13 protein-coding genes and 1 tRNA gene are annotated in these 15,253 nt (G+C 74.2%); 8 read left to right on the top strand and 6 right to left on the bottom strand.

The annotated features are described in order from the left end of the window. Nucleotides 1-26: 26 nt before the first annotated feature. Nucleotides 27-656 (top strand): ClpP family protease, encoded by a 630-nt coding sequence (locus NP075_RS10585; protein ID WP_227563142.1) that lies wholly within the window; start codon nucleotides 27-29, stop codon nucleotides 654-656. Beyond that, on the top strand, nucleotides 653-1,246 hold the full coding sequence (locus tag NP075_RS10590) for a ClpP family protease (protein ID WP_227563143.1): 594 nt from the start codon (nucleotides 653-655) through the stop codon (nucleotides 1,244-1,246). Before NP075_RS10585 ends, NP075_RS10590 begins: the two co-directional genes overlap by 4 nt. A 19-nt stretch (nucleotides 1,247-1,265) precedes the next feature. On the opposite strand, the gene NP075_RS10595 is transcribed toward NP075_RS10590, so the two are convergent. From NP075_RS10595 to NP075_RS10615, 5 genes are all read right to left on the bottom strand, one after another. Then, entirely contained in the window at nucleotides 1,266-1,640 is a 375-nt protein-coding gene (locus tag NP075_RS10595; RefSeq protein ID WP_227563144.1) for a helix-turn-helix domain-containing protein, read from the bottom strand. Between the two features lie 85 nt (nucleotides 1,641-1,725). Next, nucleotides 1,726-2,982: a DNA polymerase IV gene (gene dinB / locus NP075_RS10600; protein WP_227563145.1), complete on the bottom strand. Its 1,257-nt coding sequence runs from the start codon at nucleotides 2,980-2,982 to the stop codon at nucleotides 1,726-1,728. Nucleotides 2,983-3,082: 100 nt separating this feature from the next. Then, nucleotides 3,083-4,339 carry a cellulose binding domain-containing protein gene (locus NP075_RS10605; protein ID WP_227563146.1) on the bottom strand — a complete coding sequence of 419 codons (1,257 nt, stop codon included), beginning with the start codon at nucleotides 4,337-4,339 and terminating at the stop codon, nucleotides 3,083-3,085. 144 nt (nucleotides 4,340-4,483) lie between these two features. Beyond that, nucleotides 4,484-5,458: a PaaX family transcriptional regulator gene (locus tag NP075_RS10610; protein WP_227563147.1), complete on the bottom strand. Its 975-nt coding sequence runs from the start codon at nucleotides 5,456-5,458 to the stop codon at nucleotides 4,484-4,486. 55 nt (nucleotides 5,459-5,513) lie between these two features. Further along, complete coding sequence (locus NP075_RS10615) at nucleotides 5,514-6,737, bottom strand: AI-2E family transporter (RefSeq protein WP_227563148.1); 1,224 nt, start codon at nucleotides 6,735-6,737, stop codon at nucleotides 5,514-5,516. Between the two features lie 176 nt (nucleotides 6,738-6,913). Between NP075_RS10615 and NP075_RS10620 the strand changes: the two genes are divergently transcribed. Further along, nucleotides 6,914-6,996: transfer RNA gene (locus tag NP075_RS10620), tRNA-Leu, on the top strand. 96 nt (nucleotides 6,997-7,092) lie between these two features. On the opposite strand, the gene NP075_RS10625 is transcribed toward NP075_RS10620, so the two are convergent. After that, nucleotides 7,093-7,758, bottom strand: coding sequence for a TetR/AcrR family transcriptional regulator (locus NP075_RS10625; protein ID WP_227563149.1), 666 nt, complete (start codon nucleotides 7,756-7,758; stop codon nucleotides 7,093-7,095). 94 nt (nucleotides 7,759-7,852) lie between these two features. Between NP075_RS10625 and NP075_RS10630 the strand changes: the two genes are divergently transcribed. From NP075_RS10630 to NP075_RS10650, 5 genes are all read left to right on the top strand, one after another. Then, nucleotides 7,853-8,755, top strand: a complete 903-nt coding sequence (locus tag NP075_RS10630) for an SDR family NAD(P)-dependent oxidoreductase (RefSeq protein ID WP_227563150.1) — start codon at nucleotides 7,853-7,855, stop codon at nucleotides 8,753-8,755. A gap of 87 nt (nucleotides 8,756-8,842) precedes the next feature. Continuing rightward, nucleotides 8,843-10,312 (top strand): DUF3375 domain-containing protein, encoded by a 1,470-nt coding sequence (locus tag NP075_RS10635; RefSeq protein WP_227563151.1) that lies wholly within the window; start codon nucleotides 8,843-8,845, stop codon nucleotides 10,310-10,312. Beyond that, entirely contained in the window at nucleotides 10,309-11,061 is a 753-nt protein-coding gene (locus tag NP075_RS10640; RefSeq protein WP_227563152.1) for a DUF4194 domain-containing protein, read from the top strand. The genes NP075_RS10635 and NP075_RS10640 overlap by 4 nt, the downstream gene beginning before the upstream one ends. Beyond that, on the top strand, nucleotides 11,058-14,438 hold the full coding sequence (locus NP075_RS10645) for an ATP-binding protein (protein WP_227563153.1): 3,381 nt from the start codon (nucleotides 11,058-11,060) through the stop codon (nucleotides 14,436-14,438). Before NP075_RS10640 ends, NP075_RS10645 begins: the two co-directional genes overlap by 4 nt. Further along, nucleotides 14,435-14,785, top strand: a complete 351-nt coding sequence (locus NP075_RS10650) for a MazG nucleotide pyrophosphohydrolase domain-containing protein (protein ID WP_227563154.1) — start codon at nucleotides 14,435-14,437, stop codon at nucleotides 14,783-14,785. Before NP075_RS10645 ends, NP075_RS10650 begins: the two co-directional genes overlap by 4 nt. Nucleotides 14,786-15,253: the final 468 nt, after the last annotated feature.

Here is a 15,253-nt window from a genome sequence, read left to right on the forward strand (position 1 = left end):
TCACCGGGCGGCGCAGGGTGGGAGGCATGAGCACCCCGACGTCCCTCCGCCCCTACGACGACGAGCTGATCGCCCGGCTCGCGTACCGCAGGATCGTCGTGCTGAGCACGGCGCTCGACGAGCACACCGGCCACCGCCTGGCGGCCCAGCTGCTGCTGCTGTCCGCCGAGGACCCGCGCACGGACGTGACGCTGTGGATCAGCTCACCGGGCGGCTCCGTGCCGGCGATGCTGGCGATCCACGACGTCATGCGGCTGATCCCGAACGACGTGCGCACCGTGGCGGCGGGGATGGCCGCGAGCGCCGGGCAGTTCCTGCTGTCCGCCGGGACGCCCGGCAAGCGGTTCGCGCTGCCGCACGCGCGCGTCCTGCTGCACCAGGGGTCGGCGGGCATCGGCGGCACCGCCGTCGACGTCGAGCTCCAGGCGGACGACCTGCGGCACACGCGCGACACCGTGCTGGGCCTCATCGCCCGGCACACGGGCCAGAGCGTCGAGCGCGTCCGGGAGGACTCGCTGCGCGACCGCTGGTTCACGGCCGCCGAGGCGCTCGCGTACGGGTTCGTCGACGCGGTGGCGGACGACCTCGCCCACGTGCTGCCCGACACCACGCGTCACGTCCAGGTCGGCGCCGGGTTCGTGGGGGCCGACGCGTGAGCGGGTACCTGGTGCCGAACGTCGTCGAGCGTCGCGGCAACGTCGAGCGCACGGTGGACGTGTTCAGCCGGCTGCTGTCCGAGCGCATCGTGTACCTGGGCACGCCCATCGACGACGGCGTGGCGAACGTGCTGGTGGCGCAGCTGCTGCACCTGGAGTCGGAGAACCCCGACCTGCCGATCCAGCTGTACGTGAACTCCCCCGGCGGCTCGACGTCGGCGATGCTCGCCGTCTACGACGCCATGCAGTACGTGCGTCCGGACGTCGAGACCACGTGCGTGGGCCAGGCGGCGTCCGACGCGGCGGTGCTGCTCGCGGGAGGTGCCGCCGGGCACCGGGCGATCCTCGCGCACGGGCGCGTCGTGCTGCACCAGCCGTCGACGCGTGGCCAGGGCACGATCCCCGACCTCATCCTGGCGGCCGACGAGGTCGTCCGGGTGCGCGGCCAGCTCGAGGAGGTGCTCGCGCGCCACACGGGCAAGGACGTCGCGACGCTGCGGCGCGACACCGACCGGGACCTGGTGCTGACCGCGGAGCAGGCCGTCGCCTACGGCATCGCGGACCACGTGGTGACGTCGCGCAGGCGGTGAGCGCGGCGGCCGGGCCCGCTCAGGCGGCGAGCAGGACGCCGCCTCGGAGGGCGGTCGCCGCGCGCGCGTGCCCGGCCGCGCCGGGCCGGGAGGACAGCGGGCGCACCACGCCCGCGGGACGTGCCGCGGGTGTGGCGAGCGCGTCGACGATGCCCTGGGCCAGGTCGACCAGCGTCAGCCCCAGCGCGTCGGTGAGCGCGGCGAGCACCTCGGACGACGGCTCCTTGAGCCCGCGCTCGACCTCCGAGAGGTACTGCGGCGAGAGCCGGGCGCGGGCGGCGACGTCCACCAGGCGCAGCGCCCGGTCCTCACGCGCCGCGCGCAGCAGCGCACCGATCGTGCGTCGCCACGCGGACGGGCGGCGCGGGACCAGCGGGACGACGTCGTGCTCCATGGACCGAACCTAGCCACGCGGACCGCGCCGCGCGGCACGATCTGCTCAGGGCAGAACGGCGAGCGCCGCCCCGGTCCCCCGCCGCTCAGAGGTCGTGCTCGGCCAGCTCGCGGAACTCGTCGGGCACCGTCCGCACCCGCGGCATCGCGCTCGGCAGGTAGCCGACCGCACCCCGGCCGAACCGTGCGCGCACGGCGTCGACGGAGCGGTCGACCGCCCACCGTGCGGCGCCGGGCTCCGAGCCCGGGCGGCGCGGGTCGTCGGTCAGCAGCGGCAGCTCCAGCTGCAGCGACGACTGCGCGGTGAGCCCCGAGACGGAGACGGCCAGGAGCGTGATCTCGACGTCGCTCCCGGGCTGGTCGTCGATCGCCTGCCACGCCAGCTGCTCGGCCACCTCGGTGAGCGTGAGGGTCGCGGCGACGGGTCCGGGCAGCGTCGTGGACCGGGTGACGGACCGCATCCCCGGGAACCGCACGCGCACGGTGACGGTGCGCCCCGCCCGGTCCTTCGCGCGCAGCCGGCCGGCGACCCGGTCCGCGAGCTGGCTGAGCACCTCGCGGACCAGCTCGCGGGACGCGACCTGACGGCCCAGCGCGGACTGGGCGCCGACGGACCGCGCCCGGCCGGCGCCGGAGACCCGCCGCGGGTCCTCGTTGTGGGCCAGCGCCGACATCCGCGCCCCCACGGCGTGCCCGAGCACCCGCTCGACCGCCCCGGAGGGCGTGCGCGCGAGCTCGCCGATCGTGGTGATGCCGCGCTCCGCCAGGCGCTCGCGGGCGACGGGCCCGACGCCCCACATCAGGCCGACGGGCAACGGGTCGAGGAACTCGCGCTCGCGTTCGGGGTCGACGACCACGACACCGTCCGGCTTGGCGACCTGCGACGCGATCTTCGCCAGGTGCTTGGTGCGCGCCGCACCCACGGAGATCGGCAGCCCGACCTCCTCGCGCACCCGCCGTCGCAGCAGCGCGGCGATCGCGGCCGGCGGCCCGAACAGGTGCGTCGAGCCGGCGACGTCGAGGAACGCCTCGTCGATCGAGATGCGCTCCACCGCGGGTGTCACGTCCCCCAGGATGTCCATCACCCGGTCGGCGAGCGGCTGGTACTCCGCGAACCGCCCGGGCACGAACTGCAGCGCCGGGCACAGCCGCGCGGCACGCCATCCCGGCATGCCGCCGCTCACCCCGTACGCCTTGGCCTCGTAGGACGCGGCCAGGACGACCCCGCCCCGGGCGCTGCCGCCCACGGCCACGGGCCGTCCGCGCAGCCGGGGGTCCAGCAGCTGCTCGACCGACGCGTAGAACGCGTCGAGGTCGGCGTGCAGGATCGTCGGGCCGGCCATGGCGCCATCGTACTCGAACACCTGTTCGAATCTGCTGCCTGCGAGGTCCCGACGCGGTGAGCCGTACGTGCGGCCCACCGCGTCGGGACCGGCCGTCAGGTCAGGCGCGCTCGCACGTCGCGGTGGCGCCCGCCCCGCTGCCCGTGCCCTGGAACCCGAAGCTGGTGGCCTGGCCGGCCGCGACCGCGCCGTTCCACGGCGCGTTCGACACGGTCACCGATCCGCCCGAGCCGCTCGACGCGCCGTTCCAGGCGTTCGAGACGGCACCGCCGGGCAGCGTCAGCCGCACCTTCCACCCGGTGAGCGACGTCTGCGCGGTGACGGTGACGTCGGCGACGAAGCCCTCACCCCATTGGTTGACGACCTTGTACGTCGCCGTGCAGGCGCCGTTGCCACCGTCGGTGGGCGTGGGCGTCGGCGTCGGCGTGGGCGTCGGCGTGGGCGTGGGCGTGGGCGTCGGGGTAGGCGTCGGCGTCGGCGTCGGCGTGGGCGTCGGCGTCGGGGTAGGGCTCGGCTCCGGGCCGAGCGTCAGGTTCTTCTGCTGCACGGCCCAGCCGGACGTGCACAGGCCGCAGTCCCGGCCGACGAACGCCTGACCGGCCTGGCGGTCGCCCTGGAGCTGCCACCGGAACCACAGCTGCGCCGCACGGCCGAACTGCCCGCCGTTGGTCTCGTGGTACGTGCCGCCGTGCCCGACGTTCAGGTTGCCCATGAAGGCCGGCAGGCCGGCGGGCAGCTTGCCCCAGTCGTCCATCGCGTTGGGGTAGGCGATGTCACTCTGCCCGCCGATGATGTAGACGATCGGGTGGTCCAGGCGCCGCAGCTGGTAGTCGTCGGCGTCATTGAGCAGGCCGCTGCTGAAGATGCCGGTCGTCTGCACGCGCGGGTCGTTCGACACGGCGTACGCCTCGACACCGCCGCACGAGAACCCGGCCACGCCGACGTTGTCGGCGTCGATCCGCCCGTACAGCGCGCTCCCCTGCCGGGAGTTCTCGGCCGTGGCCCAGTCCATCGCCTGCGTGAGCCAGGTCGAGTTCGAGCTGCCGCCACCGCCGGGCCGGCCGTTGGAGATCACCAGGAAGCCGTACGACGCGATCTCCCGCAGGAAGTTCTGCGCGGACGTCCCGTCGGCCGAGCACGCACCGTTGCTCCAGACGACGACGGGCATCGGCCCGGCCGGCAGGTTCACCGGCCGGTACACCGTGTGGTTGGGCAGGGCGCCCGTGGTCGAGTAGTCGGCGGGGTACGGACCCGACCCGCCCGGGGCGGCGGCGGCCGGCGTCAGCACGGCCGCGCCGACGAGTGCACCGGCCGACACCACCGCGGCCAGCGCGGCGCGCGCGAGGGTTCGTCTCATGGGGCTACCTCCAGGGATGGGCGACGTCGCGGGTCCGCCGGAGGAGCGGCCCCGGTGCCGCGAAGAACGTGTGTGCACACTCACCGTCGCTGCAGTCACGACACCTGTCGAGGCGGGTGGGAGGCTCTTCGGCGTTCGAATCGTTTAGCGATGCCCGGCCGCCGGCTCGGCGGCCGCGACGGGCTCGGCCCGGCGCGGCCGGTCGCGCGGGTCGTCGGCGGCGACGTAGTGCGTCACCCACGTCGCGGCGTCCGGCCACGACGGCGTCATCAGCTCGACGAGCCGCTGCTGAGCCGGCGGACCGAGCGCGGCGTGGATCTCGAGGAAGATCGCGCGCGCCTCCTGACGCGGCCACGACGGGGGCAGCAGGTGCGCCGGCAGGTCGGGGTCGACGACGACGAACCGTCGCCAGTCGTCCATGAGCGTGGACCGCGCGACCAGCGCCTGCGGCGCCGGCACCTGCCCCGCACGCACGCGCGCCGCCAGGTCCACGTGCCGCGCCACGAACGCGCGGTACCGGGCGGCGAGGTCGTCCAGGTCGTAGGCGGCGGCCGGCCCGCCCGGTCCGGTCTCGTCCTCGAAGCGGGTGCGCATCACGCTCCACCGGGCGCCGGCCACCGGCTCGAGGAGGTCGTGCAGCGCCGCCCGGACGGGCGCCGGGTCCGGGTCCGGGCTGATCCAGACGCTGTCGTACAGCCGGGCGAACCCGAGGGCCCCCAGCGCCTTGCGCACGGCGTGCCGCTGCGCCTGCCGGGCCTCGGGCAGCGAGTACGACACGAGCAGCCACTGACCGTCCCAGGGGCGCGCGACGCCGCCGAACGCGAGGAACCGGTGCATCGTCGACCGGTGCCGGGCGATCGTGCCCGGCGTCACGTGGTACAGCGGGACGCGCCCCCCCGCGCGGACCGCGACCAGCCCGCGGCGCACGAGCCGCGCGAGCGCCGCGCGGGCGCTCGCCGGGCTGACACCGAACTCACCGAGCACGGCGACGACGGCCGCCGCCGGCAGAGCGGCCTCGGACGAGTCGAGGTACTCCCCCATGACGGTGGTCAGCAGGTGCTGCGGGTTCGGCCCCGCCTGGGACCGCGGGACGTCGACGTCCGGATGGTCGGCTTCCACGCCGTCAACCTAGCGCCCGCCCCACCGGCCGCGGGGGCGCCGCGAGCGGGTGCGGCTACCTGCCCTGGGCGTCGGCGTCGGCGACGTCGTCGGCGAGGACGACGTCGTCGACGTCCTCCTCGTCCTCGTCCTGGTCCATCGGCGGGTCGAGCGTCCGCAGCCGCGCGAACACCGCCCAGGCGACCGCCACGAGCGGGACGGCGATCACGGCGCCCAGGATCCCGGCCGTCAGCGTGCCGGCGGTGACGGACAACGCGACCACGACGGGGTGCAGCGACACCTGCTTGCCCATGATGAGCGGCTGCAGGATGTGCCCCTCGAGCTGGCCGATGAGCGCGATCCCCACCCCGACGAACACGGCCGACCACAGCCCGTTGGCCGCGAGCGCCACGATCATCGCGACGACCATCGCGGCGGGAGCACCGATCAGCGGGATGAACGCACCGATGAGGACCAGGACCGCCAGGGGCGCGGCGAGCGGCACCCGCAGGACCGTGAGCAGCAGGAACGCGATGATGCCGTCGGTCAGGGCGATGATCACGGTGCCCCGGGTGTACCCCGAGAAGGTGTACCAGCCGGCCTCGCCGGCGGTGATCCAGGTGGGCCGCGCGCGCATGGGCAGCTGGTTGAGGAACCACGTCCACATCGCCGCGCCACGCGCCAGGAAGAAGACCGTGCAGAAGACCGCCAGGGCGAGCGCCGTGAACGCCTCCACGACGGAGCCCGCACTCGCCGCCACCTGACCCGCCAGGTCCCCCGCGTGGTCCTGCACCCAGGTCAGACCGTCCTCGATCCACTCGGCGATCTGGCCGCTGGTGATCGTGAACGGCAGCGTGCCGCTCTCGAGGAAGTCGGTGATCTGCTTGATGCCGGTGGCGAACTGCTTGCTCAGGTCGTTCCACTGCGTGGCGATCGAGTAGCCGACGTACGTGAGCATGCCGACGAAGAACAGGATCCCGCCGAGCAGCGACAGCGCCGTCGCCAGCCCTCGCGGCATGACGCGGGCCAGCAGCTCCACCAAGGGTCGCAGGACGGCGGTGAACACCAGGGCGAGGAAGACCGCGATGAACAGCAGCGTGACGCGCGACGTCGCGAAGAACACCACGACCACGGCGGCGAGGACCACCAGCAGGCGCCACGCGACGTCGGAGGACCTGCGCAACCACCGGGGCGGCCCGTCGTCGCGTCCCGCCACCGCGGGGTTCCGTCGGCCGCCCGCGACCTTGCGCGCGGTCGCGCTGACCGCCCCCGGGGTCCGGGCGTCCGACACGTCGACCATCCTTCGACCTCCCGACCACGAGGGCTTCGTCAGGTGCAGTGTGCACCTGCGGTGCGCGGCGTGCGCGGCGACCCTCCGACGTGCCCGTCACGAGGGGCGATGCGGGAACCGCACCCGCACCGTGGTATGTTCTCTGCCGCGCCGAGGGGCCGGAAACGGCTCCGCGACGTCCACCTGTCCGGGTGGCGGAATGGCAGACGCGCTAGCTTGAGGTGCTAGTGCCCGAAAGGGCGTGGGGGTTCAAGTCCCCCTCCGGACACTCGTTGAGACAGCGACGAAGAACCCCCGACCTGCGGAGACGCGGGGCGGGGGTTTCTTCGTGCCCGCCCCGACGCGCTCCCCGCGCCGCGTGCGCTCAGTCCCGCGGGACCACACCCAGCAGCAGCGCGCCGAAGGCGAGCCGCAGACCGTCACGCGCCTCCACGTGGACCACGGCGAGCTCGGGCTCGTCCTCGTACGCGGCGAGCACCACGGGCGGCGGCGGCACGAACGACGACATGGCACCGGCCGTGACGAGGCTCATGAGGCAGAACGACCGGGCGTCCTCACCGAGCTCCGGCAGGTGCCGGCGCACGAGCCCGGTCATCTCCTCGAGCCTGCCGAGCGAGGACCGCTTGTGCCGCTTGACCGCCTCGAGCGAGACGTTGTGCTCCAGCACGCCGCCCTGCGCGCCGAACAGGTCGCACAGCACCATCCGGTCCGCCAGCGAGCGGCTCAGGACGTCCGCGAGCCGGCCCGCACGCACCTCGACCGGGGCGCGCGGCTCGACGCCGGCGTCGAGGTCCCGCTCCAGGTCGACGAGCCAGCGCGCGAGGAAGTCGTCCAGCAGCGCGAGCAGCACCGCCTCGCGCGACTCGAAGTACCGCAGGACGTTCGACTTCGCCAGACCCACCCGCCGACTGAGCTCGTTGAGGCTCACCTCGGCCACGGGCATCTCGTCGAGCATCGCCTCGGCGGTCGCGAGGATGGCCCGACGCCGGATCTCGCGCTGCTCCGGGCTGCGCGCGCGCTGGAAGGTCACCACCCCACCGTAGCTTGCAGACCGCCGGTCCCTTGTTATCAGACCGCCAGTCCCTTACGGTTCGAGGACGCGAGCGGCCACCCGAGGAGGCGTCATGAACGACATCTGGACCGCGCAGCACATCCCCGACCAGACCGGCCGGGTCGCCGTGGTCACCGGCGCCAACACCGGACTGGGCTTCGAGACGGCACGAATGCTCGCCGAGCACGGCGCGACCGTGGTCCTTGCCGTCCGGGACGTCGAGAAGGGCAAGCAGGCGGCCGCCCGCATGGGCGGCGACGTCACCGTCCAGGCACTCGACCTGACCTCGCTGCACACCGTGCGGGCCGCGGCGGCCGATCTGCGTGCCGCCCACCCGCGCATCGACCTGCTGGTCAACAACGCGGGCGTCATGCACACCCCGCGACGGACCACGGCCGACGGGTTCGAGCTGCAGCTCGGCACCAACCACCTGGGGCACTTCGCCCTCACCGGACTGCTCCTCGACCGGCTGCTGCCCGTCGCCGGCTCCCGCGTCGTCACCGTGGCCAGCACCGGTCACCGCCTGCGGGGCGCCATCCACTTCGACGACCTGCAGTGGGAGCGCTCGTACGACCGGGTCGCCGCCTACGGGCAGTCCAAGCTCGCCAACCTCATGTTCACCTACCACCTGCAGCGCCGCCTCGCGCCGCACGGCACGACGGTCGCGGTCGCCGCCCACCCGGGCGTCGCCGCGACCGACCTCGCGCGCGACGCCCACCCCGCGCTGCGCCTGCCCCTGACGTGGTTCTCGTCGGTGCTCATCCAGCCGGCCACGACGGGCGCGCTGCCCACGCTCCGCGCTGCCACGGACCCCGCCGTCCTGGGCGGCCAGTACTACGGACCGGGCAGCCGGGGCGAGCTCCGCGGGTACCCGCGCCTCGTCACCTCCAGCCCCGCCTCCTACGACCTGGACGTCCAGCAGCGCCTCTGGGCCGTCTCCGAGGAGCTGACCGGCGTCACCTACCCGCTGGGGTGAGACGGGACGTCCCGTCGGTGAGCGCACCGCACCGGCCAGGGGTGTCGGGTCCGGAGCACCAGGCGGGCCCGCCTACGCTGTCCCGCGATGATCACTCGTGCCGAAGGGGCGTACCTGGGCGCCGTCCGGGCGTTCCAGAACCCCATGCTGGACCTGCTGCACAAGCGGCACGCTCCCCTCGTCGTCTCGCTGCTGTCGCTCGTCTTCACCGCCGAGCGGCCCACCGTGGCGGTCGCGGACGCGCACACCGAGGTCGCCGACGCCCTCGACCAGCTCCGCGCCGCCGGGTACGGCGAGGACCTGCCCACCGGCTCGGCGCGGGACCTGTGCCGCCAGTGGGCCGACGCGGGCTGGCTGGTGCGCCACGTGCTGGACGACGACGTGGAGGTCTACCGGCTGTCGGCGCACGCTGTCGGCGCGCTGGAGGTGGCCGGCCGGGCGGGCGGGGCGCGGGCGCGCGTGTCGCAGTCGCGCGTCCGGACGCTGCTCGAGGCCGTCGAGCGGCTGGCGCTCGACGCGGACCCGGACGTCATGGTCCGCATCGCGCGCCTCGACACCGAGGTGAAGCGGCTGCAGGGCGAGATCGCCCGGCTGGAGCGCACGGGCACCGTCGACGAGGTCGACGACGAGGAGCTGCTCGAGGAGGCGGAGAACGTCCTGCACCTCGTGCGCGAGCTCCCCGCCGACTTCGCGCGCGTGGCCGAGTCCATCAAGGCGATGCAGCGCGACGTGGTGACGGCGCTGCGCCAGGACCAGCGACCGACGGGCGACGTGCTGCGCGAGTACCTGCAGCGCGGCGAGCACGTCATGGACTCCACGTCGGAGGGACGCGCCTTCGCGGGTGCGCTGCGGCTCATCGGTGACCCGCAGCGGCTCGACGAGCTGTCCGCGCAGCTGGACACCGTGCTGCGGCACCGGTTCGCCGCACGGCTGCCGTCGCACCAGCGCGCCGAGCTGCGCGAGCTCGTCCGACGCATCGAGCAGGGCCTGGACCAGGTGTTCGCCGCGCAGCGCGAGGCGTCGTACGTCATCACGGCTCAGGTGCGCCACCACGACCCGCTGCGCGACCGGCAGGTCGACGACCTGCTGCGCGACGTGATGGCGGGCATGCAGACGTGGCTGCCGGGCTCCCGCCGCGGGCAGGCCGTCACCCCGCTGCGCCGGCTGCCCGTGGCCGACGTCGAGCACCTGCGCCGGACGCCGGGCGACCTGCGTCCCGCGCAGGCGCCGGACGCGCTGACCGACCGGGACGACCCGGTCGACGTGTCGGACGCGGACGCCCGCGCCTGGGGCGGGCCGCACTACGCGGACCTCGAGGCGCACCTGCGTGCGCTCGGGGCGGACGCGCCCGACGTCGACCTGGCGGCCGCGTTCAACGCGGCACCGGCGCAGCTGCGCCGCCCGGTCGACCTGCTGGGCCTGCTGGAGCTGGCGCACCAGCTCGGCATGACGGAGCGCGACGAGGTCGCGTTCGTCGACGCCGTGCGGCCCGACGGCACACGCCGCCGGTTCGCGTTCGGTGCAACGACGACGAGGACGAGGGACGAGGACGGATGACCGACACCGACGTCGTGCACGACGACGCCGACGCGCAGGCCGGTGGCTTCATCGCGCCGGTCGCGATGGAGGACGACCCGGCCGAGCTGTTCGCCGGGGACACCGGCACGCTCGACGCCGACGTGCGTCGCGTGCTGGTCCGCCTCCTGCAGCGCAGGTTCCTGCTCGCGGAGCGCAACCCCGCCCAGTGGCGCACGTTGCTGGAGAACCAGCAGGTCGTCGAGTCGCGGCTGCACGACCTGTTCGTGCACCTCGTCGTCGACCACGACCGTGGGATCGCGTACAAGCGGCAGGTGCGCTCGGCGGAGCTCGACGTGCCGGTGCTGCTGCGCGACGAGCCGTACACGCGCGCCGAGACGCTCGTGCTGGTGCACCTGCGCACGGTCTTCCAGCGCGGGCGCGGCGCCGGGGAGACGTCGGCGCGCGTCGACGTCGAGGAGCTCGAGACGACCGCCCTGACGTACTTCGACCCCGACGACACGAACGTCGCCGCGCACCAGCGCGAGATCCGTACGGCGGTCGCCCGCCTGGCGAAGGACGGCCTGATCGACGAGGAGTCCGAGGGTCGCTACCGCGTGACGCCGCTGGTGGAGGTCGTGCTGAGCAACGAGCGGCTCGCCGAGCTGCGCGAGTGGCTGCGCACGCGCGACGAGGACGCGGCCGACGTCGCGGACGACGGTGCGGACGACGGTGCGCAGGACGACGACGAGACGGACGACGAGACCGACGACGAGGAGACGGCACCGTGACGATGGTCGACTCGCTGTTCGGGCTGATCCCGGCGGCGTCGACGGGCCAGCAGTGGGTGGCCCTGGACCTGCAGCTGGTGAACTGGGGTGGCTACGACGGCCACCACCGCGTGCGCCTGGCGTCCACGGCGACGCTGCTGTCCGGGGGGTCGGGCTCCGGCAAGTCCACCCTGATGGACGCGTACATCGCGCTGCTCATGCCGCACACCACGCCGTTCAACGGCGCGTCGAACGGTGGTGTCGTCGGGCGTCCGCGCGGCAAGGACCAGCGCAACATCCTGTCCTACGCGCGCGGCAAGCTCGACGAGTCGCGCACCGAGGACGGCACCCGCCAGCGCGTGCTGCGCGGCGACGGCAAGGACACGTGGTCGGCGATCGCCATGACGTGGACGGACCAGTCGGGCACGCGCTTCACGGCGGTGCGCGGCTGGTACGTGCCGTCGGCGGCGCGCACGCTCGAGGACGTCACGGCCGTGCGCGCGACGTGCGACACACCGTTCGACCTGCGCGACCTGGAGCCGGCCGCAGCGCAGCGCCTGACGCGCTCGGCGGTGACCGCGGCGGGCCTGACGTGCTTCGACACCGACCGCGAGTTCACCGCCCGGTTGCACTCGACGCTCGGCATCGGCGCGGCGGGCGACGGCGGCAAGGCCGTCGCGCTGCTGGGCCGCATCCAGGCGGGGCAGCAGATCACCACCGTCGACGCCCTGTACAAGGCGATGGTGCTGGAGGAGCCCGACACGTTCGCCACGGCCGACGCCGTGGTCGAGCAGTTCGACAAGCTCACGGGCACGCGCGAGCAGATGATCACCGCGCGGCAGCAGGTCAAGTCCCTCGAGCCGATCCGCGAGCACCGCGCCGCGATCGACGAGGCCGCCGCGCGGCTGCGCGTCGTGGACGCCGTCGGCGGCTTCGACGACGGCACGTCGCCCGCCGCCGTGTGGCGGCACGAGCGCCGGCTGGGGCTGCTGCGCGACGTCGAGGCGGACCTGCAGAGCCGGCACCGCGAGGCCCAGCGGCTCGCGGCGGAGACGTCGGCGCGCGTCGCCGCGGCCCGAGCGGAGCTCGACGGCGTCAAGCAGACGCTCTGGGCGTCCGGCGGCGACCGGCTGGCGACCGCGCAGCGCGAGCTGCGGGGCGTGGCGGCGCACGTCGAGGAGGTCCGCCGCGCGCGGGCACGCCTGGACGACGTGCTCCGCTCGACGCTCGGGCACACCGTCTCCTCGCTCGACGAGTTCACCGACCTCGTCGCGCGCGCGCGCACCGCGCTGGCGGACACCGACGCGAAGGCCGCCGCCCGCCAGGCGCTGTTCGACGCGATGTCCGAGCGCAAGGAGGCCGGGGCCGACCTGGCCGTGCTGCGACGTGACCACGCCGACGCGCGGCACCGGCACGACAACATCCCCGGCGACCTGCACGCGACGCGCGCCGCGCTCGCGCAGGCTGCCGGTCTGACACCCGAGGACCTGCCGTTCGTCGCCGAGCTCATCGAGGTCCGCACCGAGCACGAGCCGTGGCGCGACGCGTTCAACCTCGCGCTGGGCGGGTTCGCGACGCTCATGCTGCTCGACGTCGCGCACCTGCAGGCGTTCCGCCGCGCGATCGACTCGGTGCGCACGGGGCGGCGCATCCGGTTCGAGGGCGTCCCGAGCGACCTGCGCGACGACGTCGGCCTCGACGGGCGCACGCTGCCCGGGCGGCTGGACTACCGGCAGAGCCCTTTCACGGGGTGGCTCAAGGGCGAGCTCGCGTCGCGCTTCGCGTACGTGTGCGTCGACACCCCCGGCGAGCTCGCGCAGCACGAGAAGGCGCTGACGCGCGGCGGGCAGCTGTCGGAGGGGCGTCGCGGTGCCCACGGCGGCCAGGGCGCGCGCAACGTCCTGGGCTTCACGAACACGCGCCGCCTGACGGACCTCAACCGCCAGCTCGAGCGCGCCGAAGCGCGGCTCACGCAGGCCGAGGCGCGCGTCGAGGAGGCGGAGGCCGCGTGGGACCGGCACGACGGGGCGCTGCGCGCGTACACGGCCGTCGTCGAGCTCACCTGGGACCAGGTGGACGTCGCGGGCGTCGAGGCCGAGCGGGACCGCTGGCAGCGGGTCGTCGACGAGGTCACGTCGGGCAACCCCGACGTCGTGCGCCTGCAGCAGCGTGGCGCCGAGCTCGAGGTCCTCATCCAGGACCTGTCCGAGCAGCTCGGCCGCACCAAGGGGACCACCGGCGACCTGGGTGAACGCTGGTCGGCGACGACCGACGCGGTCGACGTCGCACAGGGTGCCCTGGACGCCGCGCAGGACGCGGGCACCCGGCTCGACCCCGAGCAGCGCGCGTACCTCGAGCGCGTGCTGGGCGGCACCGAGCCCGACCTGCCGCGAGGCGACGACCGGACCGACCCCGGGGCCGCGCTCGACGCGTTCGACGCCGTCGTGGCGCGCGCCGCTGACCTGCTGCGCGCCGACCGGCAGGCAGCCCAGCAGACCGTCGCCACCGCGCGCGACGCGCTGCGGCGCACCTTCGAGACGTTCGTCGAGCGCTGGCCCGACCCGAACCTCGGCACCGACCCCGACGCCTCGTACGGCGACTACGACCGGATCCTCACCGAGCTGCAGGCCCAGGGCCTGCACGAGCTCGAGGCCGAGTGGCGCAAGAGCCTGCTGCGGCTGTCCGGCAACGACCTGGCCGACCTGCACAGCGCGCTGTCCCGCTCGGTGCGCGAGATCAAGGAGCGCATCCGCCCGGTCAACGACATCCTCGCGGACCTGCCGTTCGCGGACGACGACCACCGCCTGCGCATCGACGCCCGGGACACCCAGTCGACCGTCGTCGCCCGGTTCCGCAAGGAGCTGCGCGACCTGCGCGAGGTGCTCTCGACCGAGGCGACGGACGCCGACCGCGAGCGCCGGTACCACCGGATGGCGAAGGTCATCGACCGCATCCGGCGCACCTCCCCCGACTTCGCCGACCTCGTGGACGTGCGCCGGCACGTGCGGCTGTCGGCCGAGAAGGTCGACCTCGACGGGAACCACGTCGCGCTGTACGACCACATCGGCGAGAAGTCCGGCGGGGAGTCGCAGGAGCTCGTGGCGTTCATCGTCGGCGCGGCGCTGCGCTACCAGCTCGGCGACGCGGGTGCCGCGCGCCCCCGGTACGCGCCGGTGTTCCTCGACGAGGCCCTCATCAAGGCCGACGCCCGGTTCACCGGCCGCGCGATCGGCGCGTGGCGCGGGCTGGGCTTCCAGCTGATCATCGGCGCGCCGAACGACAAGTTCAGCGCGCTGGAGCCGCACGTGGACCTCAAGTACGTCGTGCTCAAGGACGCCACGGGCCGGTCGCGGACCAAGCCGGTGGCAGGGCTCCCGGCGGACGGGCCGGCCGAGTGACCGGCGACGGCGACGACCTCGCCGCGCTGCAGCGGCGCGCCGTCGCGGTGCGTGAGCTCTACGCGCGGGCAGAGGCCGCGCGGTACGGGCGGACGTGGACGACCGAGGAGATCATGCTCGGCTTCGTCGGCGACGTCGGTGACCTGGCCAAGCTCGTGCAGGGCAAGGCGGGCGTACGCCCCCGCGCCGACCTCGACGACGCCCTCGCGCACGAGCTCGCCGACTGCCTGTGGTCGGTCCTCGTGCTCGCCGACGCGTACGGGGTCGACCTGTCCGCGGCGTTCAGCAGGACGATGGACGAGCTGACCGCACACCTCACCCCCGACGAGGACCGCCCCGGCTCCTGAGGCCGCACCGACATGCTCGCGGCCATGACGACGGCAGCGCGAGACGCCTACCGCGCCGGGGCGGACACGGCCGTGGACCTCGTGACGAGCCACGCGGTGGCCCGCGCGTGGCACGACCCGTCCGTGCTGGGCGGCATGAGCATCGGAGAGCTCCCGGCGCACCTGTCACGCAGCGTGTGCTCCAGGTCGAGCGCAGGGCGTCGAAGGGCGCACCACCGAGGTGGCCGCCGCGCTCGACCGCCTGCGCGCCCGGCTCCCGCAGGAGCCCACCGACCGCCGTGCGCCACCAAGGCCACACGCTGCTGCTCGACGAGTACCTCCGCACGCGGTGCGTCGAGCTGGCCGTCCACACGAGGACCTTGCCCTCAGCCTCGGCAGCGACGTGCGCGCACCAGCCGTCACCACGGCGGCCAAATCGCTAACTAGCAGCTAAACTCACCAATCGATGGCGTCTTCTGTAGCGATTGA

It is taken from the genome of Cellulomonas wangsupingiae, from assembly GCF_024508275.1.
In the GTDB taxonomy this organism is placed as follows: domain Bacteria; phylum Actinomycetota; class Actinomycetes; order Actinomycetales; family Cellulomonadaceae; genus Cellulomonas; species Cellulomonas wangsupingiae.

Bases quoted from the DNA above. Each gene is read 5' to 3' on its own strand.
- NP075_RS10640 (WP_227563152.1), top strand. From the start codon at position 10,309: ATGACCGACACCGACGTCGTGCACGACGACGCCGACGCGCAGGCCGGT.
- NP075_RS10635 (WP_227563151.1), top strand. From the start codon at position 8,843: ATGATCACTCGTGCCGAAGGGGCGTACCTGGGCGCCGTCCGGGCGTTC.
- NP075_RS10615 (WP_227563148.1), bottom strand. From the start codon at position 6,737: ATGGTCGACGTGTCGGACGCCCGGACCCCGGGGGCGGTCAGCGCGACC.
- NP075_RS10630 (WP_227563150.1), top strand. From the start codon at position 7,853: ATGAACGACATCTGGACCGCGCAGCACATCCCCGACCAGACCGGCCGG.
- NP075_RS10605 (WP_227563146.1), bottom strand. From the start codon at position 4,339: ATGAGACGAACCCTCGCGCGCGCCGCGCTGGCCGCGGTGGTGTCGGCC.
- NP075_RS10585 (WP_227563142.1), top strand. From the start codon at position 27: ATGAGCACCCCGACGTCCCTCCGCCCCTACGACGACGAGCTGATCGCC.
- NP075_RS10595 (WP_227563144.1), bottom strand. From the start codon at position 1,640: ATGGAGCACGACGTCGTCCCGCTGGTCCCGCGCCGCCCGTCCGCGTGG.
- dinB (WP_227563145.1), bottom strand. From the start codon at position 2,982: ATGGCCGGCCCGACGATCCTGCACGCCGACCTCGACGCGTTCTACGCG.